Annotated in this window: 20 protein-coding genes, 3 tRNA genes, 1 other RNA gene and 2 pseudogenes; 21 read left to right on the top strand and 5 right to left on the bottom strand. The window is 68.4% G+C overall.

Features of this window, described 5'->3' with window-relative positions:
* Positions 1 to 2: 2 nt before the first annotated feature.
* Both H590_RS0110425 and H590_RS0110420 read left to right on the top strand, forming a co-directional pair.
* A tRNA-Gln gene (locus tag H590_RS0110425) sits at positions 3 to 74 on the top strand.
* Between the two features lie 202 nt (positions 75 to 276).
* A tRNA-Glu gene (locus tag H590_RS0110420) sits at positions 277 to 349 on the top strand.
* Positions 350 to 473: 124 nt separating this feature from the next.
* On the opposite strand, the gene H590_RS0110415 is transcribed toward H590_RS0110420, so the two are convergent.
* Positions 474 to 1,193 (bottom strand): IclR family transcriptional regulator, encoded by a 720-nt coding sequence (locus tag H590_RS0110415; protein WP_028703511.1) that lies wholly within the window; start codon positions 1,191 to 1,193, stop codon positions 474 to 476.
* 92 nt (positions 1,194 to 1,285) lie between these two features.
* Between H590_RS0110415 and leuC the strand changes: the two genes are divergently transcribed.
* The 4 genes from leuC (at position 1,286) to H590_RS0110395 (ending at position 5,354) form a co-directional block, all read left to right on the top strand.
* The gene (leuC, locus tag H590_RS0110410) at positions 1,286 to 2,701 is read left to right on the top strand and encodes a 3-isopropylmalate dehydratase large subunit (protein WP_028703510.1); all 1,416 of its coding nucleotides are present in this window, start codon (positions 1,286 to 1,288) and stop codon (positions 2,699 to 2,701) included.
* Between the two features lie 3 nt (positions 2,702 to 2,704).
* Positions 2,705 to 3,310 (top strand): 3-isopropylmalate dehydratase small subunit, encoded by a 606-nt coding sequence (leuD, locus tag H590_RS0110405; protein ID WP_028703509.1) that lies wholly within the window; start codon positions 2,705 to 2,707, stop codon positions 3,308 to 3,310.
* A 61-nt stretch (positions 3,311 to 3,371) separates the two neighbouring features.
* Complete coding sequence (locus tag H590_RS0110400) at positions 3,372 to 4,127, top strand: lysophospholipid acyltransferase family protein (protein WP_414973651.1); 756 nt, start codon at positions 3,372 to 3,374, stop codon at positions 4,125 to 4,127.
* Between the two features lie 30 nt (positions 4,128 to 4,157).
* The gene (locus H590_RS0110395; protein ID WP_084149444.1) at positions 4,158 to 5,354 is read left to right on the top strand and encodes a D-alanine--D-alanine ligase family protein; all 1,197 of its coding nucleotides are present in this window, start codon (positions 4,158 to 4,160) and stop codon (positions 5,352 to 5,354) included.
* 14 nt (positions 5,355 to 5,368) lie between these two features.
* Here H590_RS0110395 and H590_RS17965 read toward each other — a convergent pair whose 3' ends face one another.
* Positions 5,369 to 5,875, bottom strand: coding sequence for a DUF3515 domain-containing protein (locus H590_RS17965; RefSeq protein ID WP_232020989.1), 507 nt, complete (start codon positions 5,873 to 5,875; stop codon positions 5,369 to 5,371).
* Between the two features lie 52 nt (positions 5,876 to 5,927).
* Between H590_RS17965 and H590_RS0110385 the strand changes: the two genes are divergently transcribed.
* The 3 genes and pseudogenes from H590_RS0110385 to H590_RS19430 form a co-directional block, all read left to right on the top strand.
* The gene (locus H590_RS0110385) at positions 5,928 to 6,887 is read left to right on the top strand and encodes a thiamine-phosphate kinase (RefSeq protein ID WP_028703505.1); all 960 of its coding nucleotides are present in this window, start codon (positions 5,928 to 5,930) and stop codon (positions 6,885 to 6,887) included.
* Positions 6,888 to 6,992: 105 nt separating this feature from the next.
* Positions 6,993 to 7,682: pseudogene (locus H590_RS19435) on the top strand (DNA translocase FtsK 4TM domain-containing protein); the annotation flags it as partial.
* Between the two features lie 249 nt (positions 7,683 to 7,931).
* A pseudogene (locus tag H590_RS19430) lies at positions 7,932 to 9,590 on the top strand (DNA translocase FtsK); the annotation flags it as partial.
* Positions 9,591 to 9,734: 144 nt separating this feature from the next.
* Here H590_RS19430 and H590_RS17400 read toward each other — a convergent pair.
* The 3 genes from H590_RS17400 to H590_RS0110365 form a co-directional block, all read right to left on the bottom strand.
* On the bottom strand, positions 9,735 to 10,628 hold the full coding sequence (locus H590_RS17400; protein ID WP_051238496.1) for a DUF805 domain-containing protein: 894 nt from the start codon (positions 10,626 to 10,628) through the stop codon (positions 9,735 to 9,737).
* Positions 10,629 to 10,752: 124 nt separating this feature from the next.
* Positions 10,753 to 11,322 (bottom strand): DUF805 domain-containing protein, encoded by a 570-nt coding sequence (locus tag H590_RS17665; RefSeq protein WP_028703503.1) that lies wholly within the window; start codon positions 11,320 to 11,322, stop codon positions 10,753 to 10,755.
* A 97-nt stretch (positions 11,323 to 11,419) separates the two neighbouring features.
* Positions 11,420 to 11,493 (bottom strand) — tRNA-Val (locus H590_RS0110365).
* 111 nt (positions 11,494 to 11,604) lie between these two features.
* On the opposite strand from H590_RS0110365, the gene prfB reads away from it, so the two are divergent.
* From prfB to ssrA, 12 genes are all read left to right on the top strand, one after another.
* Positions 11,605 to 12,711: a peptide chain release factor 2 gene (gene prfB / locus H590_RS0110360; protein WP_028703502.1), complete on the top strand. Its 1,107-nt coding sequence runs from the start codon at positions 11,605 to 11,607 to the stop codon at positions 12,709 to 12,711.
* Positions 12,712 to 12,887: 176 nt separating this feature from the next.
* Positions 12,888 to 13,574, top strand: a complete 687-nt coding sequence (ftsE, locus tag H590_RS0110355) for a cell division ATP-binding protein FtsE (RefSeq protein WP_028703501.1) — start codon at positions 12,888 to 12,890, stop codon at positions 13,572 to 13,574.
* Positions 13,575 to 13,660: 86 nt separating this feature from the next.
* Positions 13,661 to 14,563 (top strand): permease-like cell division protein FtsX, encoded by a 903-nt coding sequence (gene ftsX, locus H590_RS0110350; RefSeq protein ID WP_211221184.1) that lies wholly within the window; start codon positions 13,661 to 13,663, stop codon positions 14,561 to 14,563.
* Positions 14,564 to 14,849: 286 nt separating this feature from the next.
* Positions 14,850 to 15,332, top strand: a complete 483-nt coding sequence (gene smpB / locus H590_RS0110345) for an SsrA-binding protein SmpB (protein ID WP_028703499.1) — start codon at positions 14,850 to 14,852, stop codon at positions 15,330 to 15,332.
* Positions 15,333 to 15,442: 110 nt separating this feature from the next.
* On the top strand, positions 15,443 to 16,558 hold the full coding sequence (argC, locus tag H590_RS0110340; RefSeq protein ID WP_028703498.1) for an N-acetyl-gamma-glutamyl-phosphate reductase: 1,116 nt from the start codon (positions 15,443 to 15,445) through the stop codon (positions 16,556 to 16,558).
* Positions 16,559 to 16,605: 47 nt separating this feature from the next.
* Positions 16,606 to 17,772, top strand: coding sequence for a bifunctional glutamate N-acetyltransferase/amino-acid acetyltransferase ArgJ (gene argJ / locus H590_RS0110335; protein WP_028703497.1), 1,167 nt, complete (start codon positions 16,606 to 16,608; stop codon positions 17,770 to 17,772).
* Positions 17,769 to 18,719, top strand: coding sequence for an acetylglutamate kinase (argB, locus tag H590_RS0110330; RefSeq protein ID WP_028703496.1), 951 nt, complete (start codon positions 17,769 to 17,771; stop codon positions 18,717 to 18,719). Before argJ ends, argB begins: the two co-directional genes overlap by 4 nt.
* Positions 18,712 to 19,944, top strand: coding sequence for an acetylornithine transaminase (locus H590_RS0110325; protein WP_028703495.1), 1,233 nt, complete (start codon positions 18,712 to 18,714; stop codon positions 19,942 to 19,944). Before argB ends, H590_RS0110325 begins: the two co-directional genes overlap by 8 nt.
* A 1-nt stretch (position 19,945) precedes the next feature.
* Positions 19,946 to 20,884: an ornithine carbamoyltransferase gene (gene argF, locus H590_RS0110320; RefSeq protein WP_028703494.1), complete on the top strand. Its 939-nt coding sequence runs from the start codon at positions 19,946 to 19,948 to the stop codon at positions 20,882 to 20,884.
* A 47-nt stretch (positions 20,885 to 20,931) separates the two neighbouring features.
* Positions 20,932 to 22,365, top strand: coding sequence for an argininosuccinate lyase (argH, locus tag H590_RS0110315; RefSeq protein WP_028703493.1), 1,434 nt, complete (start codon positions 20,932 to 20,934; stop codon positions 22,363 to 22,365).
* Positions 22,366 to 22,469: 104 nt separating this feature from the next.
* Entirely contained in the window at positions 22,470 to 23,111 is a 642-nt protein-coding gene (locus H590_RS17390; protein WP_161626020.1) for a DUF1707 domain-containing protein, read from the top strand.
* A 122-nt stretch (positions 23,112 to 23,233) separates the two neighbouring features.
* Positions 23,234 to 23,602: a transfer-messenger RNA gene (ssrA, locus tag H590_RS17660) on the top strand.
* Positions 23,603 to 23,888 lie beyond the last annotated feature (286 nt).

Raw genomic sequence — 23,888 nt, 5'->3', positions numbered from 1 at the left:
GATGGGGTATGGGGTAATAGGCAGCCCGACTGATTCTGGTTCAGTTAGTCCAGGTTCGAGTCCTGGTACCCCAGCTCTGGAGAGCCGAGGATGTTGGTTGGCGGTCACGTCGACTCATCTGATAAGCTCTCCGGGCTGGGTTGTTCGAGGCAGTTCTCGCAATTGCTGAAGAGCATTTCCCGGTGGAGTTGAATGGTTTCGCGGAATCGTCGCTGACAAGCGTCGACAGGCGAAATCGGAGATTCCAAGGATGTACCTGTTCTCCTCGGAGAACATGGCCCCGTGGTGCAGCGGCCTAGCACGCGGCCCTCTCAAGGCTGAAACGGCGGTTCGAATCCGCTCGGGGCTACTCAATGAAAAAGCCCGGACCTCGACGGTCCGGGCTTTTTGCATTCCTGGAGGAAGATTCCGCTCGTCGGGATCTGTTGCTCAGACCCCGACGTCGGGCCGGTCGGCCCACCACGGTGACGCCCTCACTCAGTCGAGCGGCGGAGCACCTCGGAGAGACGGTCGGCGGCGGCCATCACGGCAGGGGCGTGGATCCGGCCGGGCTGACGGGTGAGACGCTCGATCGGCCCGGAGACCGAGACCGCGGCGATCACCTTGCCCGAGGGGGAGTGCACCGGGGCGGAGACGGAGGCGACCCCCGACTCGCGTTCCCCCACCGACTGGGACCAGCCGCGCTTGCGGACCGCGGCCAGGGTGACCGCCGAGAAGGCCGAGTGGGCCAGGGAGCGCTGGATGCGGTCGGAGTCCTCCCAGGCCAGCAGCACCTGAGCCGCCGAACCGGCATCCATCGAGAGCACGCTGCCCACCGGAATGGTGTCCCGCAGTCCGGTCGGGCGCTCGGCGGCCGCCACGCAGACCCGGCTCTCGCCCTGGCGGCGGTAGAGCTGGGCGGACTCCCCGGTGATGTCGCGCAACCTGGCCAGAATCGGACCGGAGGCGGCGAGTAGCCTGTCCTCACCAGCAGCGGCGGCCAGCTCGGCCAGCCGGGGGCCGAGGATGAACCTCCCCTGCAGGTCGCGGCTGACGAAGCGATGATGTTCCAGAGCCCGGGCCAGTCGGTGAGCGGTGGGACGTGCCAGGCCGGTGGCCTGCACCAGACCCGCCAGACTCGCCGGTCCGGTCTCCAGTGCCGACATCACCAGAGCTGCCTTGTCGAGGACACCCACCCCGCTTGATTCGTCCATATTGCAAGATTAGCGTCTCACTTCTTGATCGGCCAGCCACAATGGCTGGTGACGTCGCTCACCCAGAGCGACGAGAACCGGAAGGGAGTGAGATGGGCCGCACACTCAGCGAGAAGCTGTGGGACGCCCACGTCGTGCACAAGGGCGAGGGAGGCGAACCCGACCTGCTCTACATCGACCTCCACCTCGTGCACGAGGTGACCAGCCCGCAGGCCTTCGAGGGCCTGCGACTCGCCGGCCGACCGGTGCGTCGTCCCGATCTCACCGTGGCCACCGAGGACCACAACATCCCCACCCTGCACCCGGAGCTGCCGATCGCCGACCCGGTCTCCCGGGCCCAGGTCGAGGCGCTGCGCACCAATGCCAAGGACTTCGGCGTCCCGATCCACTCCCTGGGCGACGCCGAGCAGGGTGTCGTCCACATCATCGGGCCGCAGCTGGGCCTCACCCAGCCCGGCATGACGATCGTGTGCGGGGACTCCCACACCTCCACCCACGGCGCCTTCGGCGCGCTGGCATTCGGCATCGGCACCTCCGAGGTCGAGCACGTGCTCGCCACCCAGACGCTGCCCCAGGCCCGCCCCAGGACGATGGCGGTCACCGTCGACGGCGAGCTGCCCGACGGCGTCACCCCCAAGGACCTCGTCCTGACCCTCATCTCCGAGGTCGGCACCGGCGGCGGCCAGGGATACATGGTCGAGTACCGCGGCGAGACCTTCGAGAAGATGTCGATGGAAGGCCGGATGACGGTCTGCAACATGTCCATCGAGTGGGGTGCCAAGGCAGGCATGGTCGCACCCGACGAGACCACCTTCGCCTACGTCAAGGGCCGCCCGCACGCCCCCCAGGGAGACGAGTGGGACAAGGCGGTCGCCTACTGGCGCACCCTGCGCACCGACGATGACGCCGTCTTCGACCGGGAGATCCACCTCGACGGGTCGAAGATCACCCCCTTCGTCACCTGGGGCACCAACCCGGGACAGGGCGTCCCGCTGGACTCCGCGGTGCCCGCCGCCGACTCCTTCACCGACGAGGTGGCGCGCAACGCCGCCGAGCGGGCCCTGACCTACATGGACCTGCGCCCCGGCACCCCGATGCGCGACATCCAGATCGACACCGTCTTCCTCGGCTCGTGCACCAACGGCCGGATCGAGGACCTGCGGCTGGCGGCCGGCATCATCAAGGGCCACAAGGTCGCCGAGGGCACCCGGATGCTCGTCGTCCCCGGTTCCGCACGGGTCCGCCTGCAGGCCATGGACGAGGGCCTGGACCAGGTCTTCCTGGACGCCGGCGCCGAGTGGCGCGGTGCAGGATGCTCGATGTGCCTGGGCATGAACCCCGACCAGCTGTCGCCGGGGGAGCGCTCGGCCTCCACCTCGAACCGCAACTTCGAGGGCCGTCAGGGCCGCGGCGGACGCACCCACCTGGTCTCCCCGGCGGTCGCCGCCGCCGCCGCCATCACCGGACATCTGTCGGCACCCGCCGACCTGGCCCTCAAGGAGGCCTGAACCATGGAGAAGTTCACCACTCACACCGGGGTGCCCGTCCCGCTGCGCCGCAGCAACGTCGACACCGACCAGATCATCCCCGCGGTCTACCTCAAGCGGATCACCCGCACCGGCTTCGAGGACGGCCTGTTCGCCGCCTGGCGCAAGGATCCCGAGTTCGTGCTCAACCAGCCCGCCTGGCAGCACGGCTCGATCCTGATCCCCGGCCCCGACTTCGGCACCGGGTCCTCCCGCGAGCACGCCGTCTGGGCCCTGCAGAACTACGGCTTCAAGGTCGTCATCGGATCCCGCTTCGGCGACATCTTCCGCAACAACGCCGGCAAGTCCGGACTGCTGGTGGCCACCGTCGACCAGTCGGTCGTCGAGCAGCTGTGGGCCGACGCCGAGAGCGCCGCCGGCGAACCGTTCACGGTGGACCTGCAGACCCGCACGATCACCACCCCCGAGCGGGTCGTGGAGTTCACGGTCGACGAGTTCACCCGGCACCGGCTGCTCGAGGGTCTCGACGACATCGCCTCGACCCTGCGCCACGCCGACGAGATCGACGCCTACGAGGCCACCCGGCCGTCCTTCAAACCCACTACGATCCCGGTGAACGCCACAGTCTGAGCAGGTCGGCCTGGGCGCCGTCCGAACAGGAGAGCTCGTGCACCGGATCACCGTGCCCCGTCTGAAGCCGCTGGCCAGCCCCGCCGACAGGCCGGGGCCGATCTTCATCGCCGGGGTCGGGGTGCTGCTGCCGGCAGCCCGTCTGCTGACCCGCTTCGACCACCACGGTCAGGCGAACCTCCCGGCCAGCGGGGGTGCGCTGATCGTCAGCAACCACGTCTCGAACTACGACCCTGTGGTGCTGGGCGCCTTCCTGGTGGAGAACGGCCGGTGGCCGCACTGGATGGCCAAGAAGGAGCTCTTCGACGTGCCGGTGGTGGGATTCGTGGCCCGTCACGCCGACCAGATCCCGGTCGATCGGAAGGCGCCCGGCCCCGAGATCCTGGCGGCCGCCCGCCGCGAGCTGATTCGCGGGATGACCCTGGTCATCTACCCGGAGGGCACCATCACCGCCGACCCGTTGCACTGGCCGATGACCGGCCACACCGGAGCGGCACGGCTGGCGATGGATACCGGGGTGCCGGTGATCCCGGTCGGCCAGTGGGGGCCCCAGGAGGTGATGGGCTACAAGGACATGACCTTCCCCAGGGTCCTCCCCCGCAGGACCATGCACCTGCACTGCGGCCCGGCGGTCGATCTCGCCCAGTTCCGGGGGCGCAGCAACGACCAGCAGGCGGTGCGCGAGGCCACCGAGAGGATCATGGAGGCCATCGACTCCCAGGTCGAGCTGGCCCGCGGCGAGACCGCTCCCGACAGCCGTTTCGACATTCGCACCGGCCAGCGCGTGCCCAAGGACTCGCTGCGCCGATGCCGGTAGGGTGATCCGAGTCTGACAGGAAGGACACCGATGACTGACGCCGTCCACCATGCCGCGAGCACTACCGAGGCCGACCCCGGCAAGGGCCCGCAGGCAGACGCACGACCCGACGGAGGATCCGGCGAGGGTGGCCGGATCCGGGTCGCCCTGGTCTTCGGAGGAGTCAGCTCGGAGCACTCGATCTCCTGTCTCACCGCCGCCAATGTGCTGGCCGCGATGGATCCGGAGCGGTTCCAGGCGGTCGGTATCGGCATCACCGCCGACGGCACCTGGACCCGGTGGAGCACCGAGGAGATCGGGGCGCTGCCCGACCAGGGCGAGCTCCCCGAGGTCACCGCGGGACATCCCCTCACCGGACTGAAGCACCTGGACGGCGGATGCTTCCTGGTCGACAACGACGGCGCCCGCGCTCCCGAGCCGATCGACGTCGTCTTCCCCCTGCTGCACGGACCCTTCGGCGAGGACGGCACCATCCAGGGACTGTTCGAGATGACCGGGGTGCGCTACGTCGGCTGCGGTGTCGCGGCCAGTGCCAACTGCATGGACAAGCACCTCACCAAGGTGGTGCTCTCCCAGGCCGGGATCCCGGTCGGGCCCTATGAGGAGATCCTTCCGCACGACTGGCTGGCCGACCGCCAGGGCTGCCTGGACCGGATCCAGAACCTCCGATACCCGCTCTTCGTCAAGCCGGCCCGAGGCGGCTCCTCGGTCGGCATCTCGAGGGTCGCCTCCCCCGACGGCGTCGTGGAGGCCGTCGAGGCCGCCCGTCGGTGGGACCCGAAGGTCATCGTCGAGCAGGGGCTGGTCGGTCGCGAGATCGAGTGCTCGGTGCTGGACGGTCACCACGGGGAGCCGCCCAGGGCCTCCCTGCCCGGCGAGATCATCGTCCACGACCCCGACGGGTTCTACGACTTCGACGCCAAGTACCTCACCGCCGACTCGCTGGCCACCGTCGCCGTCCCCGCCGATCTCGACCAGGACACCTCGGACAAGGTGCGCCGCACCGCGGTGCGGGCCTTCCAGGTGCTGGGCTGCGAGGGACTGGCCCGTATCGACTGCTTCGTCACACCCGAGGGGGAGGTGCTGGTCAACGAGCCCAACACCCTGCCCGGATTCACCCGGACCTCGGGCTACCCGCTGATGTGGAAGGCCAGCGGCCTGGACTACCGCCAGCTGGTCACCGAGCTTCTCGAGCTGGCCCTGGAGAGGCCCCTCGGCCTGCGCTGAGGGCCCGGCAGGGACTACTGGCAGGCGTGCACCGAGGCCATCTCGCGAACCGCCGGAGCCAGATCCACCAGGGCATCGGCCGCCGGCGCATGGACCTGGGGGACCGTCACCTCGACATACCCCACCCGACCGATCGTGGTGAACCGCCGGGCCTGGGTGAACTCCTCGGTGAACCAGCCCACCTGGTTCACCTCGTCGCACCTCGAGGTCGCGGTGAGGCCCTCGGGGCGGTCCACCCCGCACCGCAGGATGATCGCCGGATCCCCCCAGGACGCCGTGCGGGCGGTGGTCTCGGAGCGTTCCAGGCCGGCCACCCTGGCCGGCAGGGCGCTCATCACGGAGGCGCAGGAGTCGGCCACCGATCCGGTGGGGGAGGGCTCGGCCACCGGCCGGGCACCGCTCGGTGAACACCCGGCGAGGGCCACGCACCCCACCAGCACCGCCCATCCGGCCAGCGCCACCGAGCGGGCCAGTCTCACCGGACGGGCCCGCACCGGCCACCTGGTCCACATCAAGGTCATGACTGCACGCTAGCGTTAGGTGACTCAGTCGCACGACCCCCCAGGAGACGCCATGAGCAGTACGGGACCGACCATCGCGCAGGTGGGGGAGTTCCCCCTCATCGCCTCACTGGTGAGAGACCTCCCCTCCTCGCCGGCGATCTCGGTGGGCCCCGGGGACGACGGCGCCGTCTTCCTGGTGGACGGCTCCGCGGTGGTCTCCACCGACGTCCTGGTCGAAGGAGTGCACTTCCGGCGCAGCTGGTCGGAGGCCGAGGACGTCGGACGCAAGTCGGTGGCGGTCAACGTGGCCGACATCGAGGCGATGGGTGCGGTGCCGGTCGCCCTGGTGGTTGGTCTCAGCGCGCCGGGGGACCTGCCGGCCAGCTGGGCCCGCGAGTGCATGACCGGGATGCGCGAGGAGTCCGCCCTGGCGGGGGTGAGCGTGGTCGGCGGGGACACCACCGGCGGGCCCGTCGTGACCATCTCCATCACCGTGATCGGCCAGACCGCCGGTCTGGCCCCGGTGCGGCGCGACGGCGCGGTCCCCGGGGACGTGGTGGCGATCCGCGGCCGGCTGGGCTGGGCGGCTGCCGGACTGGTCGTGCTGGGACGCGGGTTCCGCTCCCCCCGGGCGGTGGTCGACGCCCAGCGGTGCCCCGAGGTCGCCTATGGGGCGGGCCGCCAGGCCGCACTGGCCGGGGCCCACGCGATGATCGACCTCTCCGACGGACTGGTCGCCGATCTGGGTCACATCGCCGACGCCTCCGGATTCGCCATCGACATCGACACCGCCCGGCTGGACGTCGCCGAGCCGATTGTCACGGTCGGGATGGCCACCGGACTGGACCCGATGCTCTGGGTGCTCGGTGGCGGGGAGGACCACGCCCTGGCCGCCACCTTCGCCCCCGGCACGGTGCCCGACGACTGGCAGGTCATCGGGCGGGTGCTGGATCCCCAGGACGCCCCCGAGCCCACCGTCCTGGTCGACGGTCAGCCCTGGGAGCATCCCGGCGGCTGGACCCACTTCTGATTCCCGCGGGACACCGCGGTGGGACCCCGACCGGTAGCCGGCCAATGTGCGCCCGAGCGGCGCGGGCTGACCGGATCGACGCCCCTGATTGCTAGCCTCGATGGCATGGCGACTCGTGTGTCTTCCCCGACGCGGTCCCGCAGCAGCTCGGCCAAGAAGTCGTCGAGTCGCGGGACCGCGCGTTCCGGGGGCAGCAGGAAGAAGACGACTTCCAGGCCCCGGTCCGGGCGGGCGAGCACCTCGACGAGCCGTGAGAACCCCGTCGCCCGGGCCCTGGCCGCCACCTGGTCGGGAATCGCCCATCTGGTCGGCGGGGCGGTGCGCAGGATCGGTCGGCGGGTCGTCGATCCCGAGCGTCGCCGCGACGGCTCCGGGCTGCTCCTGCTGCTGATCACCCTGCTGGTGACGATCGCCTTCTGGTTCCAGCTGCCGGGTGCCTTCGGCCACCTCATCCGGGTCGGGGTCTCCACCATCTTCGGTTCGCTGTCCTACGCGCTGCCGCTGTTCGGTCTGGTGATGTGCTGGCGCACCTTCCGTCACCCCGACCGCAACGGCCCCACCGGGCGCCAGCTGATCGGCTGGTCACTGCTCTTCCTCGGGGTGCTCGGCGTCGTCAACATCTCCGACGGCCTGCCCCGGCCCGACCAGATGGACCGGGTGAGGGCCGCCGGCGGCGTTCTCGGGTTCATCTCCTCGAGCTTCTTCGCGGACCTGCTGACGGTCTGGGCCGCCGTCCCGCTGCTCATCGCGCTCGCCGGGCTGGGCATCGTCATCATCGTCGGCCAGCCCCTCCTCGACTCGGTGGCCCGGTTGCGCACCGCCAGGCAGCAGCGCATCGAGAGTCGTGAGGAGGAGGCCGAGTCCCGCGAGGCCTACGAGACCCCGCTGCTGTCCGACGACGACACCCCCACCCTTGACATGGCCGCCCATCCGGCCAATGCCGTCGAGGAGGTCGTGCCCCGGAGGAAGAGGCGCCGGAGCCGGCCGTCCAGGAACGACGAGGTCTTCGACTACGACTCCCTGAGCCCTGAGGCGAGCTCCGCGACGCCGGCCCAGTCGGCCCAGCCGAGCAGGCCGGGCTCCGCACAGCCCACTGGCACCGCACACCCCGATGGCACCGCCGAGCGGACCACCGCCGGCCTGCCCCAGGGATTCACGGTCCATGAACACGCCGACCCCGCCCCCGTCGAGGCCGACCCGATTCCGGCCGGAGGGGAGCAGCTCCAGCTGTCCGGAGACATCTCCTACACCCTGCCGCCCGCCGATCTGCTGGTGCCCGGATCGGTGCCCAAGGCGCGCACCGAGGCCTCGGACGCGGTGGTGGCCAAGCTCCAGGGGGTGTTCTCCGAGTTCGGCATCGACGCCCAGGTCACCGGGTATTCCCGCGGCCCGACGGTGACCCGCTACGAGGTGGAACTGGGGGCCGGCATCAAGGTGGAGAAGGTCACCGCCCTGAGCCGCAACATCGCCTACGCCGTCGCCTCCCCGGATGTGCGGATCCTCTCCCCGATCCCGGGCAAGTCGGCGATCGGCGTCGAGATCCCCAACACCGACAAGGAGGTCGTCTCGCTGGGGGACGTCCTGCGCTCCCCGAAGGCCCGCAACGACCACAACCCGCTGGTGGTGGGACTCGGCAAGGACGTCGAGGGCGGATATGTCATCGCCAACGTCGCCAAGATGCCCCACCTGCTGGTGGCCGGGGCCACCGGATCGGGCAAGTCGAGCTTCGTGAACTCCCTCATCACCTCGGTGATGATGCGCGCCACCCCCGAGGATGTCCGGATGATGCTGGTCGACCCCAAGCGGGTCGAGCTCAACCAGTACGAGGGCATCCCGCACCTGGTGACGCCGATCATCACCAGCGCCAAGAAGGCCGCGGAGGCCCTCCAGTGGGTGGTCCGCGAGATGGACCAGCGGTACGACGACCTGGCCGCCTTCGGATTCCGCCATGTCAAGGACTTCAACAAGGCGGTGCGGGCCGGACAGGTGAAGCTGCCCGAGGGCTCCCAGCGGGTGCTGGCCCCCTACCCGTACCTGCTGGTGGTGGTCGACGAGCTCGCCGACCTCATGCTGGTCGCCCCGCGCGACGTCGAGGACTCCATCGTGCGCATCACCCAGCTGGCCCGTGCCGCCGGGATCCATCTCGTGCTGGCCACCCAGCGGCCCTCTACAGACGTCGTCACCGGGCTCATCAAGGCCAATGTGCCCTCCCGGCTGGCCTTCGCGACCTCCTCGATGACCGACTCCCGGGTCATCCTGGACCAGCCCGGTGCGGAGAAGCTGGTCGGCCAGGGCGACGGGCTGTTCCTGCCGATGGGGGTCTCCAAGCCCGTCCGTGTGCAGGGCTCCTGGGTCTCCGACAAGGAGATTCACGCCGTCGTCGAGCACGTCAAGGAGCAGATGGCGGCCCACTACCGTGACGACGTCGCCGCTCCGGTCGCCGAGAAGGCGGTGGCCGAGGACATCGGAGACGATCTGGAGCTGGTCCTGGAGGCCGCCAAGCTGGTCGTCGAACTGCAGCTCGGCTCGACCTCGATGCTTCAGCGCAAACTCCGGGTCGGATTCGCGAAGGCCGGTCGGCTGATGGACATCCTGGAGACCCGCAAGGTGGTCGGCCCCTCGGAGGGGTCCAAGCCGCGTGACGTCCTGGTGCAGCCCGACGATCTGGACGACGTCCTGGCCAATCTCCAGGCCGAGGGCTGAGGCCCTGTCTGCTGGGGCTGTGCACTGTCTGCTGTGGCGATGGCGCTGTCGCCGTGCGCCATCCGTCGATCGCAGCGGGGATGCAGCGGGGCCCCGGACCGAGTGGTCCGGGGCCCCGCTGCATGCCTGTGAGGCTCAGCTGGCTCAGCTCTCAACGGGCAGCTGTCCGTTGTCCCAGCGCTGCCAGGCGGTGGGGACCGGAGCCAGAGCCAGCAGGACGATGACGATGATCCCACCGACGTAGGGGATGAGGCTGAGGAAGTAGAAGGCGCCCGACTTGTCGGTGTCGTGGAAACGCCGCCAGGTGATCGCCAGACTCGGCACGATCACCGCGAGCCACATCAGTATCCCGAGGATCATGAGAAAAATGAACCCGGCGCCGAGTCCGTTGCTGGCCGTGCTGGAGGTGGTGGTCCCGTAGGGATCGGTGCTCGACATCGCCAGGGCGAACCCGCCGGCGATCCCGAAGAGGATCCCCCAGACGATGTACACCAGGCCGAGGAAGAGGCTCACCCACCAGTACTCCGACCGGGAGGCCCTTCCACTGAAGACCGCGTAGTTCTTGAAGAACAGCTTGATGGCCGTCACGAAGTCCACCGAGGGGCGCGGACGACCGGCTCCCGGTCCGGTGAACGCGGCGTACGGGTTCTGGCCGTAGAGGTCCTGGCCGTAGCCGCTCTGACCGTAGGGGGCCGGCTGATAGGGGGCCGGCGGCTGGCCGTAGGGCGAACTCTGGGGTTGGCCGTACTGCTGCTGGGAGTCGTAGGGGCTGGGCTGGCCGTAGGCCCCCTGCTGGCCGTACCCGGGCTGACCCTGCTGCGGGTCGTATCCCTGCTGGCCGTACCCGGACTGGCCGTACTGCTGGGCGTCGTATCCCTGCTGGCCGTAGGAATCTGCGTTGGAGGCAGGTTGGGAGGACGGGTCGGCGCTGTGCTGACTCTGGTAGGGATCCTGCGGGTTCTGGTACGGATCCTGCGCGGGTTGCTGCCCATTGCCCTGGGCGTTCGGATCGTAGGATCCCCACGGCTGGTTCGACATACTCACTCCTTCACTGCAAGACGGACGGGCCCATGCTAACGGTCTCAGCCCCCATCAGAACCCGCGAAGACGCCAGCAGGGGCCGCATCCACGCGACCCCTGCACCACGATGAGGACCAGAGACTCAACTCTCGACGGGCAGCGTGCCGTTGTCGAAGCGCTGCCACGCGTCCTGCCGGGAGGGGCCGGCCAGGAAGACGATGAGGATGATCCACCCGACGATCGGGATCAGGACGATGAAGAACCAGCCGCCGGGCCGGCCCGTGTCGTGGAGGCGGCGCCAGCAGATGGCCAGCGAGGGGACCAGGATCGCCAGGCTCCACAGACTGCTCACCACCGTCAGAGCCATTGACCCGGAGTCGCCGATCGAGCGCGCGAGGCCGTTGAGGACCGCGTTGACCAGGAAGGTGAAGAGAGCCACCCACCAGTACTCCGAGCGAGAGGCCCTCCCGTTGAACACCGCGTAGTTCTTGAAGAACAACTCGATGGCCTGCTGGAAGGTCACCGAGGGCCGCGGTCTGCCACCGGCCGGTCCCGCCGCCCCGTAGGGGTTCTGCTGATATGGACCCTGCTGGTAGGGATCCTGCGGGTACGGATTCTGCGAGTAGGGATCCTGCGCACCGGCGTACTGATCGTAGGGGGATGGCGGCTGCTGGCCGTTCGGGTCATCGGGATTCAACGGGGGATTGGTCATGTCGCTCCAGTCGATCGGCTCTGAATCTTGGAAGCAGCATATGGGTCCCCGGGCCGCCGCGACAGGAACCGCACGGCGAGTCTCAACTGGTGTTCGGTGGGCACAGCCGGGCTCGAACCGGCGACCTCCAGCGTGTAAGGCAGGCGCTCTGACCAACTGAGCTATGTGCCCCGGGGTGCCGAGACGCAGGACACCATATCGCTGTCCTCACCGCTGGACCCATCGCCCTCACCGGGACTGGATCCCAGGACCCGGGCCAACGGCACGGTAGGATGGCCCGCCGTGGCACTTGTAGACCTTCAGCAGACAGCCGACGCCCTGGACCACTCCCTGGCGTCCATCGAGTCCGTGCTCGACCCCACCGCGAAACGGCAGGAGATCGTCGAGCTCGAGAAGGAGGTCGCCGCACCGGACCTCTGGGACGACCAGGAGCACGCCCAGCAGGTGACCTCCAAACTGTCGGCCCTGCAGTCCCAGGTCGATCGTCTCAACACCCTGCGCTCCCGGATCGACGACGTCCAGGTGCTTCTGGAGTTCGCCGCCGAGGACGGTGACAAGGACTCGGCCACCGAGGCGGAGGCCGAGCTCGGCGCGCTGCAGACCGAGATCGACGCGCTGGAGGTGCGCACCCTGCTGTCTGGCCCCTATGACGAGCGCGAGGCCGTGATGACCATCCGTTCGGAGGCCGGTGGCGTCGATGCCGCGGACTTCGCCGAGATGCTGCTGCGGATGTATCTGCGGTGGGCCGAGCGCCACGAGTACCCGGTCGAGGTGCTCGACACCTCCTACGCCGAGGAGGCCGGCATCAAGTCGGCGACATTCATCGTCCACGCCCCCTTCGCCTACGGGACGCTGTCGGTCGAGCAGGGCACCCATCGGCTGGTCCGGATCAGCCCCTTCGACAACCAGGGCCGCCGCCAGACCTCCTTCGCCGGGGTGGAGGTGCTGCCCGTCGTCGAGGAGGCCGACCACGTCGACATCCCGGAGTCCGACCTGCGGGTCGACGTCTTCCACGCCTCGGGACCGGGCGGCCAGGGGGTCAACACCACCGACTCCGCGGTCCGCTTGACCCACCTGCCCACCGGCATCGTGGTGAGCTGCCAGAACGAGCGCTCCCAGATCCAGAACAAGGCCGCCGCCATGCGCGTCCTGCAGGCCAAGCTGCTGGAGAAGGCTCGCGCCGATCAGGAGGCCGAGATGAACTCGCTGAAGTCGGAGGGCAACTCCTGGGGCGCCCAGATGCGGTCCTACGTGCTGCACCCCTACCAGATGGTCAAGGACCTGAGGACCAACTACGAGGTGGGCAACACCGACGCCGTCTTCGACGGCGACATCGACAACTTCATCGACGCCGGCATCCGTTGGCGCCGCAGCCAGGCCGACGAGTGAGACTCTCTGGGCAGATACTTGGGCGAGTCTGACTTGCTCACAGAGCGTCTTCTCATAGACTCGGTACCAGTGAACTGAGAAATTCTCAGGAACTTGCGGTTCCGTCGCTGCCACCGGACGGGCCGCATCATCGCGATTCCACCCGCCGGCGACGGCGTCAACCCAAGGACGGTCCGTTGATCACCTTCGACAATGTCACCAAGGTCTACGAGGGACAGGTCAAGCCGGCTCTCAAAGGTGTCAACGTCGACATCGACAAGGGAGAGTTCGTCTTCCTGGTCGGTCAGTCCGGTTCCGGCAAGTCGACCTTCATCAGGCTCATCCTGCGTGAGTACCGGCCGACCAAGGGCACCGTCTACGTGGCCGGAAAGGACCTGTCCACCCTGCACAGCTGGAAGGTTCCCGCCCTGCGCCGCCAGATCGGCACGGTCTTCCAGGACTTCCGGCTGCTGCCGGGCAAGACCGTCTACGAGAACGTGGCCTTCGCCCTCCAGGTGATCGGCAGACCGACCCGGGAGATCAAGAAGGTCGTGCCCGAGATCCTCGACCTGGTCGGGCTGGAGGGCAAGGACCGGCGGATGCCAGACGAGCTGTCGGGCGGCGAGCAGCAGCGGGTCGCGGTGGCTCGGGCCTTCGCGAACCGGCCGAAGATCCTCATCGCCGACGAGCCGACCGGAAACCTCGACCCCGCCACCAGCGTGGGGATCATGAAACTGCTGGACCGGATCAACCGGACCGGCACGACGGTCATCATGGCCACCCATGACTCCACGATCGTCGACCAGATGCGCCGGCGGGTCATCGAGCTCGACTCCGGCCTGGTGGTCCGGGACCAGCGTGAGGGCGTCTACGGCACCGCCTGAGCGGATGCCCCTCAGACCGAGGCGCCGATGACTGTCGGCGCACCATCCAGATACTCCGACCCGACTGATACCGAGGAAGACCATTCATGCGTCACACCCTGAGAGAGACCTGGACCGGCCTCCGTCGAAACCTCACCATGACGGTCGCCGTGATCGTGACGATGTGGGTGTCGTTGTCCCTGTTCGGTGCCGCTCTGCTGGCCACCCAGCAGGTCGATCTGGTCAAGGGCAAGTGGTACGACAAGATCGAGGTCTCGGTCTTCCTGTGCGTGCCCAATGTTGATGGCGGCCAGTGCACCTCCGGGCAGGGGGCGACCCAGGCCCAGAAGGACGCGATCCGGCAGGCCCTGGAGGCCAATCCCCAGGTCGAGAAGGTCTACTACGAGTCCAAGCACGAGGCCTATCAGGAGTACCAGCGGGTCTACAAGGACTCGCCGGTCAAGGATGTCCTCACCGAGGCCACCATTCAGGACTCCTTCCGCGTCAAACTCAAGGATCCCCAGCAGTACGAGGGGGTGGTGACACAGGCCAAGGGACTACCAGGGGTGCAGGCCGTCCTTGATCTGCACCCGGTGCTCGACCCACTGTTCCTGTGGCTCAATGCCCTGAAGTGGGGGACCCTCGGAATGTCGGTGCTGCTGCTGGTGGCCGCCGCCCTGCAGATCGGCAACACCATCCGGATGGCGGCCTTCTCCAGACGGAGGGAGCTCGGCATCATGAGACTGGTGGGCGCCTCGAACGCCTACATCCTCACTCCCTTCCTGCTGGAGTCACTGGTGGCGGGTCTGATCGGTGGCATTCTCGCCAGCGGGTCACTGGCGCTGGGGGTGTACTTCATCATCATCAAGAAGGCGGCTGCCTCGATCACCACCATCGTGTGGATCGGGTGGCACCAGGCGCTCCTGGCGATGGGCGCGGTCCTTGTCGTGTCGATCCTGCTGTCGGTGCTACCGGCCTTCGTGGCCACCAGGAAGTACCTGAAGGTGTAGCCCCTCGAGGGGGTGCGTGCGAGATCTGCCACCACCGCGTCGGCAACTGGATAATCCAGCTGTCGGTCCTGTGGTGGCAGATCTCGTTTCTGTGGTTCTCGGGTCGAGTGTGAGTTCTGCCACTGGAAACCTGGGGACTGGATAGTGCAGCTGTCGGCCCTGTGGTGGCAGATCTCAACCCAGTCTCTCGGCTCCGCCTGACCCGGGAGGTGACCGGGTATCATGGGCCGCCGCGCCACGGGGTGCGGAAGTGGGTGCCGTGACAGCGGCGCCGAAGGAGGTCAGGATGCCCAGGGAGAAGGGCCAGAAGGTCGTCGCGCGCAACAAGAAGGCCCTCCACGACTACAACATCGGTGATCGGTGGGAGGCCGGGATGGTGCTCCAGGGCACCGAGGTGAAGTCGCTGCGGGCCGGCAAGGCCTCATTGGGGGATGCCTTCGCCCAGGTCGACGATCACGGCGAGGTGTGGTTGTACAACCTGCACATCCCGGAGTATGCCTTCGGTACTTGGAGAAACCACGAGGTGATGCGCAAGCGCAAGCTGCTGCTCACCCGGCGCGAGATCGCCAAGCTCTCGCGGGAGTCGGCCGACTCCGGCAAGACCATCGTCCCGCTCTCGCTGTACTTCAAGGACGGCTACGCCAAGGTCGAGATCGCGGTGGCCACCGGCAAGCGCGACTGGGACAAGCGACAGGCGATCCGGGAACGCGATGCCAAGCGCGAGGCGCAGCGCGCCATGTCGGCCAGGATCAAGCACGGTCGTCGCTGACCCGGATCATCCTGTTCTGGCGGGGTCCTGAACATCCCCCACAAAGGTCCCGGCCACTCCCATCGCGGGACTCCCTCAGGTTGTGGGCCCGCATCGTGTGATGTATAAATATTCGTATGACTGCAAAGCCATTCAGTGTTGCCGTGGCCGGAGCCTCCGGTTATGCGGGCTCCGAGGCGGCCCGACTCATCCTCGGGCACCCCAATATGCGCCTCGGTGCCCTCGCTGCCCACAGCAGCGCCGGCCAACCGGTGAGCTCGATCCTGCCGCAGCTGGCTGGTGCTCCCGGGGTTGCCGAGACCTTCAGCACGATGGATCCCCAGATGCTCGCCGCCCACGACGCGGTGGTCCTGGGCCTTCCGCACGGTGCCTCGGCGACACTGGCCGGACAACTCATCGCACTGAATCCCGACCTGGTGGTCGTCGACGCGGGGGCGGACTTCCGGCTGGAGTCCCCTTCGGACTGGCAGCGCTGGTACGGCGGTGACCACGCCGGGACCTGGCCCTACGGACTGCCGGAACTACCACTCGCCCCTGACTCCGCCCACCAGGGCGGCCACAAGCAGCGCGACGAACTGGTCGGACGCAAGCACATCGCCGGACCGGGCTGCAATGCCTCGTCGGTGGCCCTGGGGCTGGCACCGGTGGTGGCCGCAGGTCTGATCGAGCCCGAAGGACTCTCGGCAGTCCTGCCGGTCGGTACCTCGGGCGCCGGACGCAAGGCCAAGGCCGACATGATCTTCGCCGAGGTCAACGGCGGTGCCAAGCCCTACTCCACCGGAGGGGCCCACCGTCACATCCCCGAGATCCTCCAGTCCCTGCGCCGCGCCGGTGCCCCCTGGCAGACCAGCCTCACGGTCACAGCGGTGCTGGTCCCGATGAGCCGCGGGATCCTGGCGGTCTGCACCGGTCGCACCTCGCAGTCCTCGCTGGGAGCACCCGGGGACCCCACCGCGGCGCTGCTGGCCTGTCTCAACGACGCCCACGCCGAGGAGCCCTTCATCACCGTGCTCCCGGCCGGGCAGATGGCCTCCACCCACCCGGTGATCGGGTCGAACATGGTGCGGATATCGGCGGTGGCCGATCCGGCCTCCGGGATGTCCACCGTGATGGTGGCCATCGACAACCTCGTCAAGGGCACCGCCGGTGCCGTCGTCCAGTGCCTCAATCTGGCCCTGGGACTGCCGGAGACCCAGGGGCTGCCCCGAGTCGGGCTGGCCCCCTGACAGCCATCCCACCCCCACGCACACCACGTTCCACGGAGAGAATCACCATGTCAGTCACCTATCCCAGAGGATTCCGCGCCTGCGGCATCTCGGCCGGTCTGCGGCACAACGGCAACCCCGACCTCGCGCTCATCGTCAATGACGGGCTGATCCAGTCGGCCGCCGGGGTGCTCACCAGCAACCGCGTCTTCGCCGCCCCCGTCGCATGGTGCCGGGAGGCGCTCGCCGGCGGCGCTGTGCACGCCCTGGTCGCCAACTCCGCCTGCGCCAATGCCTGCACCGGCCCCGAGGGGCTCGCCGACACCAAGGCCGAGGCCGGACTGGTCGCCGAGCTGGAGGGCTGCCAGCAGGGAGAGGTGTTGGTCGCCTCGACCGGCATCATCGGCCAGCGCCTCGAGATGGACAAGATGCTCCCCGGCATCCGTGTCGCCCACGCCGGGCTGGCCGTCGGGGGAGTCGCCGACGACGCGACCTCGCGGGCCATCATGACAACCGACACCCGCCCCAAGACCTCCGAGAAGGAGTTCCACGGGGTCCGCTTCGGCGGTATCGCCAAGGGTGCGGGAATGCTGGCCCCCCAGCTGGCCACCATGCTCGTGTTCATCACCACCGACGCGGTGGTCGACTCCGAGCAGCTCCAGGAGGCGCTGGCGCCGGCCGCCGACATCACCTTCTCCAGAGTCGACTCCGACGCCTGCATGTCCACCAACGACACCGTCATCGTGATGGCCTCGGGGGCCTCCGGGATCACCCTGAGCCCCGAGCAACTCCGCGAGGCGCTCACCGCGGTGAGTGGCGACCTGGCACGCCAGTTGGTGGCCGACGCCGAGGGCGCCCACCACGACGTGCTGATCCAGGTCACCGGGGCCAGTTCCACCGACGCGGCCGTCGCGGTGGCACGCGAGGTGTCGCGGTCCAACCTCGTCAAGACCGCGATCGCCGGCGACGACCCGAACTGGGGGAGAATCCTCTCGGCGGTCGGCTGTGTGCCGGAGTCCGTCGCCCCCTTCGACCCCGACCTGGTGAATGTGTCGCTCAACGGCGTCACCATCTGTCGGGGTGGGATGATCGGTGAGGACCGCGAGCTGGTCGACATGACTCCCCGGGAGGTCCACATCGACATCGATCTGGCCGCCGGGGACGCCTCCGGGCACATCTGGACCAATGACCTGACCCACGAGTACGTCGAAGAGAACAGCGCCTACACATCATGAGCATTTCACTGGACGTCCCACTGAACGCCTCGCAGAGCGCCGCACAGCGCAAGTCCGAGGTCCTCGTCGAGGCCCTGCCGTGGATCCGCAGGTTCCAGGGCTGCACGGTCGTCGTCAAGTACGGCGGCAACGCGATGGTCGACCCGACCCTCCAGCAGGCCTTCGCCGATGACATCGTCTTCATGGCATCGGTGGGGATCCGCCCCATCGTGGTGCACGGCGGTGGCCCGCAGATCAACGCGATGCTGCACAACCAGGGCACCCCCGTGGAGTTCCGCAACGGACTGCGGGTGACCAGCCCCGAGGTGATGGACGTCGTGAGGATGGTGCTGGTCGGCCAGGTCGGCCGCCAGCTCGTCAACCGGATCAACACCTTCGCCCCGCTGGCCGTCGGAATGTCGGGGGAGGACGCCGGCCTGCTGTCCGCCCGGCGCAGCCGAGTCGAGGTCGACGGCGAACCGGTCGACATGGGCCTGGTCGGCGAGATCTCGGCAGTCAACACCGATCTCATCAACGACATGCTCGACCGCAGCCAGATCCCGGTCATCGCCCCGGTGAGTCCGGAGGTCGACGACCAGGGCAACCCGACCGGCGAGGTGCTCAATGTCAACGCGGACGCGGCCGCCACCGCGATAGCCCAGGCGCTGCGCGCCGAGAAACTCGTGATGCTCACCAATGTGGCCGGCATCTACCGGACCTGGCCCGATCCCCGGACCCTCATCCCCGACATCTCGGTCTCCGACCTGCGCCGCATGATCCCGCGGCTGGGGGAGGGCATGAGGCCCAAGGCCCAGGCCCTGCTCGAGGCCATCGACGGCGGGGTGACCAGCTCGGCGATCGTCGACGGACGCATCGAGCACGCCCTGCTGCTGGAGATCTTCACCACCAAGGGGGTCGGCACGATGGCCCGGCCCGACGACTACAACTCAGGTGTGACCGATGACTGAGACCACCACCCTCGACGACCAGGACCTCCCGCAGACCTGGAGCAGGAGGTACGCCGACAACCTGCTGGGAGTCTTCGGGTCGCCACAGATGTGCCTGGTCTCAGGCCACGGCTGCCACGTCACCGACGCCGCCGGGAACAGCTACCTGGACCTGCTCGGCGGGATCGCCGTCAACGCCCTGGGGTACGCCCACCCGGCCTGGGTCAAGGCGGTCTCCCAGCAGGCCGCGACGCTGGCCCACGTCTCCAACTTCTTCACCACCCCCGGCCAGCTGGCCCTGGCCGAGAAGCTGCTTCAGCTGGCCGAGGCACCCGAGGGCTCCGCCGCCTTCTTCTGCAACTCCGGGACGGAGGCCAACGAGGCCGCCCTCAAGATCGTCAAGGCCCACCACCGCGGCGGGCGGGTGATCGCCCTGGAGCACGCCTTCCACGGGCGCACCCTCGGTGCCCTGGCGCTGACCCACAAGGAGATCTACCGCAAGCCCTTCGAACCGCTGGGCGCCGAGGTGACCTTCATCCCCGCCGAGGACCCCGACGCCTTGGAGGCCGAACTGGTCCAGGGCGATGTGGCCGGGGTCTTCCTCGAACCCACCCAGGGGGAGGCGGGCGTCGTCCCGCTGAGCCTCGAGTACCTCCAGTCGGTGCGCACCCTCACCCGGCGCCACGACGCCCTGATGGTGGTCGACGAGGTGCAGTGCGGGATGGGCCGCACCGGTCGGTGGTTCGCCCACCAGGCGGCCGGCATCACCCCCGACGTGATGACCCTGGCAAAGGCGCTGGGAGGCGGTTTCCCGATGGGTGCGACGGTGACCTTCGGATCGCAGATCACCGGAATTCTCACCCCCGGTCAGCACGGCACCACCTTCGGCGGCAACCCGCTGGCCTGCGCGGCCGCCCTGTCGGTCATCTCGACCATCGAGTCCGACGACCTGCTGGACCATGTGAGGACGATCGGCCGGCACCTCGTCGACTCGATCACCGGGATCCACCCGCAGGTGGTGGAGGTGCGCGGCAGCGGTCTGCTGCTCGGCGTCCAGCTCGCCTCGCCGATCGCCGCCGATGTGGTCACCGCGGCCCGGGGGGCCGGGTTCATCATCAACGCGGCCAATCCCTCCACCATCCGGCTCGCACCCCCGTACATCCTCACCGTCCAGGAGGCCGACAGCTTCATCAGCGCGCTGCCCGGCCTGCTCGACGCGGCCACCACCACCCAGAAGGAGAACTGACATGCGCCACTTCCTGCGCGACGACGACATCACCAGTGCCGAGCAGAGGGCGGTGCTGTCCCGCGGACTGGCGCTCAAGGCGGACCGGTTCTCCTCGAAGCCCTTCGCCGGACCGCACACCGTGGCGGTCATCTTCGACAAGTCGTCCACCCGCACCAGGGTGTCCTTCGCGGTCGGGATCGCCGACCTCGGGGGCAGCCCCCTGGTCATCGACGCGGCCAGCTCTCAGATGGGGCGCGGTGAGCCGATCGCCGACACCGCGAAGGTGCTCTCCTCGATGTGCTCGATGATCGTGTGGCGGACCTTCGCCCAGGACCGTCTCGACGAGATGGCCGCGAACTCCAAGGTGCCGGTCGTCAATGCGCTGACCGATCAGTTCCACCCCTGCCAGATCCTCGCCGATCTGATGACCATCGCCGAGACCCGCGGCGGGCTGTCGCAGTCGGGCCCCGCGCTGGCCGGACGCAGCCTTGGCTATCTGGGGGACGGTGCGAACAACATGGCCGCCTCGTATCTGATCGGTGGGGCGCTGGCCGGGATGGATGTCCGGGTCGGCTGCCCGGAGTCGCACTCGCCGCGCCCCGAGATCGTCGCCCGGGCCACCGAGATCGCCCAGGAGTGCGGCGGTTCGGTGCTGGTGACCACCGATCCCCGCAAGGCTGTGGAGGGGGTTGACGCCGTCATCACCGACACCTGGGCCTCGATGGGGTTCGAGGAGGCCGGCCATGCCGCCGAGGGGGTCCTCAAGCCCTACCAGGTGACCTCCGAGCTGATGGCCGAGGGCAACGACGCCGTGTTCATGCACTGCCTGCCCGCCTACCGCGACCACGAGGTGACCGCCGAGGTCATCGACGGCCCGGCGTCGATCGTCTGGCGGGAGGCCGAGAACCGGCTGCACGCCCAGAAGGGCCTGATGGACTGGCTGATGGATCCCGAGTAGCTCACCGCAGGTGAATAATGGCGCCGACACCAGCCGAAAGGACCGACGTGACCTCCTCAGACCAGCCCAGTAGCACCGCCCGACCGCTCGCCCTGTGGGGAGGTCGGTTCGCCGGCGGACCCTCCCAGGCGCTGGCGGCCCTGTCGGTGTCGACCCAGTTCGACTGGCGACTGGCCCGTTACGACATCGCCGGGTCCAAGGCCCACGCCCGGGTGCTGCACCACGCCGGGCTGCTGGACGCCCAGCAGTTCGCCGCGATGGAGGACGCCCTGGACCGGTTGCTGACAGACGTCACCTCCGGCGCCTTCGTGCCCTCCCCCGAGGACGAGGACGTCCACACCGCCCTGGAGCGCGGCCTCATCGAGCGCGCCGGCGCCGACCTGGGCGGCCGGATCCGGGCCGGCCGGTCTCGCAACGACCAGATCATCACCCTGCTGAGGATGTACCTGCGCGACGAGGCCAGGGCACTGGCCGCCGACGTCCTGGACCTTGCCAGGGCGCTGGTCTCGAGGGCCGACGAGGTGGGCGACGCCGTGATCGCCGGGCGCACCCACATGCAGCACGCCCAGCCGGTGCTGCTGGCCCACCACCTGCTGGCCCACACCTGGCCGCTGCTGCGCGACGTCGACCGGTTGCGCGATCTGGACCGCCGACTGGACTCCAGCCCGTACGGTTCGGGGGCGCTGGCCGGATCCACTCTCGGTCTGGATCCCCAGGAGGTGGCCCACGACCTCGGCTTCAGCGACTCGGTGTCCAACTCGATCGACGGCACCGCCGCTCGCGACGTCGTCGCCGAGTTCGCCTTCGTGGCCGCCCAGATCGGCGTGGACCTCTCGCGGATGTGCGAGGAGGTCATCATCTGGAACACCCGGGAGTTCGGCTACATCACCCTCGACGACTCCTACTCGACCGGGTCGTCGATCATGCCCCAGAAGAAGAACCCCGACATCGCCGAGCTGGCCCGGGGCAAGGCGGGCCGGATGATCGGAGACCTGACCGGGCTGATGGCCTCCCTCAAGGGGCTTCCGCTGGCCTACGCCCGCGACCTCCAGGAGGACAAGGAGCCGGTCTTCGACCAGATCGACCAGCTCCACCTGCTGCTGCCGGCGGTGACCGGGATGATGGACACCGCGGTGTTCAACCTCGACCGGATGGCGCAGATGGCCCCCCAGGGGTTCTCCCTGGCCACCGACATCGCCGAGTGGCTGGTGCGCAACGGCGTGCCCTTCCGTCACGCCCACGAGCTCAGCGGGGCGTGCGTGCGCGAGTGCGAGCAGCAGGGCAAGGAGCTGGCCGACCTCACCGACCAGGAGCTGGCGGCCATCGATCCGCTGCTCACTCCGAAGGTGCGCGAGGTGATGACCGTCCAGGGTTCGGTGAGCGCCCGGACCGGACGCGGCGGGACCGCGCCGGTGCGGGTCCGCGAGCAGCTGGATGAGGCGCGCGGGCAGATCAGCAAGCTGCAGGCCTTCGTCGGGTGAGTCCGCTCCCAGACCTCAGCTGCTCTCCTGGTGGATGAGTCTGGGGGATCGGTCCGGGACGGCGGGGCTGGGCTCCGGGCTCGTCGTGAGCAAGGATGGAGGTCATGACGAGCCCGTTCGGTGACAATCCCTTCCAGCGCTCCCGCGCCGATGCCCAGAGCCTGGACTGGCGGGTCACCGACGCTCAGCGGGACCGCGTCCTCGACTATCTCGGCCAGGCCTATGCCGACGGCCGGATCACCATCAGCGAGTTCGAGAAGCGGATGGAGGACGCTCTGGCGTCGCGGACCCGCAGGGAGCTCAATCAGACGCTGTCCGGACTGGCGACGGTCCCGGTGACCTCCTCGGTGCACAGCGCGGGGCTGGCCCAGCGACGCAGGACCGACGCGACGCCGGTGGGTTCGGTGACCGCGGGGATGGTCGGCCTGGCCCCGGTCGCTGCCACCGGACCGTTGGTGCCGCTGATCGCCTCGGCGGTCACCGAGAAGGGCACCTGGGCGCACCGACAGATCGCCAACCAGGCCAATGCGCAGATCTACATGTGCATCGTTCTGGTGCTGCTCGGGCCGGTCCTCCACGTCACCGGGGTGGTGGTGTCGCTGGCCTGGATGGCCTACCTGGCGCTCACCGTCATCCAGGCGATCAAGGGGTTCAAGGGGGAGACGTGGCGCAACCCGATCACCAGGGTGATCCCCTTCCAGATCATCAAGGAGGGGGAGAAGCCGCGCAAACGCATCGGGCGGTGAGCTACACTGGACGATGCACGTTGCGGATGATCCCTTTCGGGTGACTGCGCTGGGTGTGGCGGTGCGAGGCAGTCGGGTCTGCTGATCCGATGGTGCGAGCACCGTGGTTGACAACTCAACAAGGGGATGACTGGTTTCGACTTGGAATGGTTGTTCCAGGAGAAGCGGGCCGAGAATCCAGGGTTATCTCGTTAACGACCCCTGGGAACCAATAAGTGCCGATAACAAGCGCACTGACTTCGCTCTCGCTGCCTGATCAGTGATCGAAGGGTCAGCCCGGATGTAGCCTTCCATCCGGAATCTGGCCTCATTTGAAGGCTTGCTGCGTGGTAGTGGTCACGGGGACCGCGCGGGACTTAACTGTGACTGGGCTTGTCTGCACCGTGTCGATGGGAGTGTAGGAGCCAAGTAGAACGACAGCATCGACTGCGCCCGGAGAATGTCTGGTTCGCCTTTTAAGGACGCGGGTTCAATTCCCGCCATCTCCACCCTATGAAATGCCGCCCCAGTCGGGGCGGCATTTCTGCTGTATAGGCGGATTTGCTGCTCACCAACAGGCACACTAGGCACAGCAAGATATGCCCGGGGAGGTCACGCAGAGGTCACGCAGAGATGACTTTCCATCTACACTGATTGGCATGGCGACAGCACGGCGCGCGTGGGGATCGATCCGAGCGCTAGCTGTACTTCCCCGGGAGGTTGTGAACGGGTGAGGTAGCGAAGACCTCCGGGCAGGATGTGGGTTACCACACTCACTCTCCTGACCACGGAGGTCTT

The organism is Acidipropionibacterium jensenii DSM 20535 (assembly GCF_000425285.1).
Taxonomy (GTDB): Bacteria; Actinomycetota; Actinomycetes; order Propionibacteriales; family Propionibacteriaceae; genus Acidipropionibacterium; species Acidipropionibacterium jensenii.
Note: the sequence above shows the minus strand (reverse complement) of the source record. Positions and strands in the feature narration are given on the sequence as shown.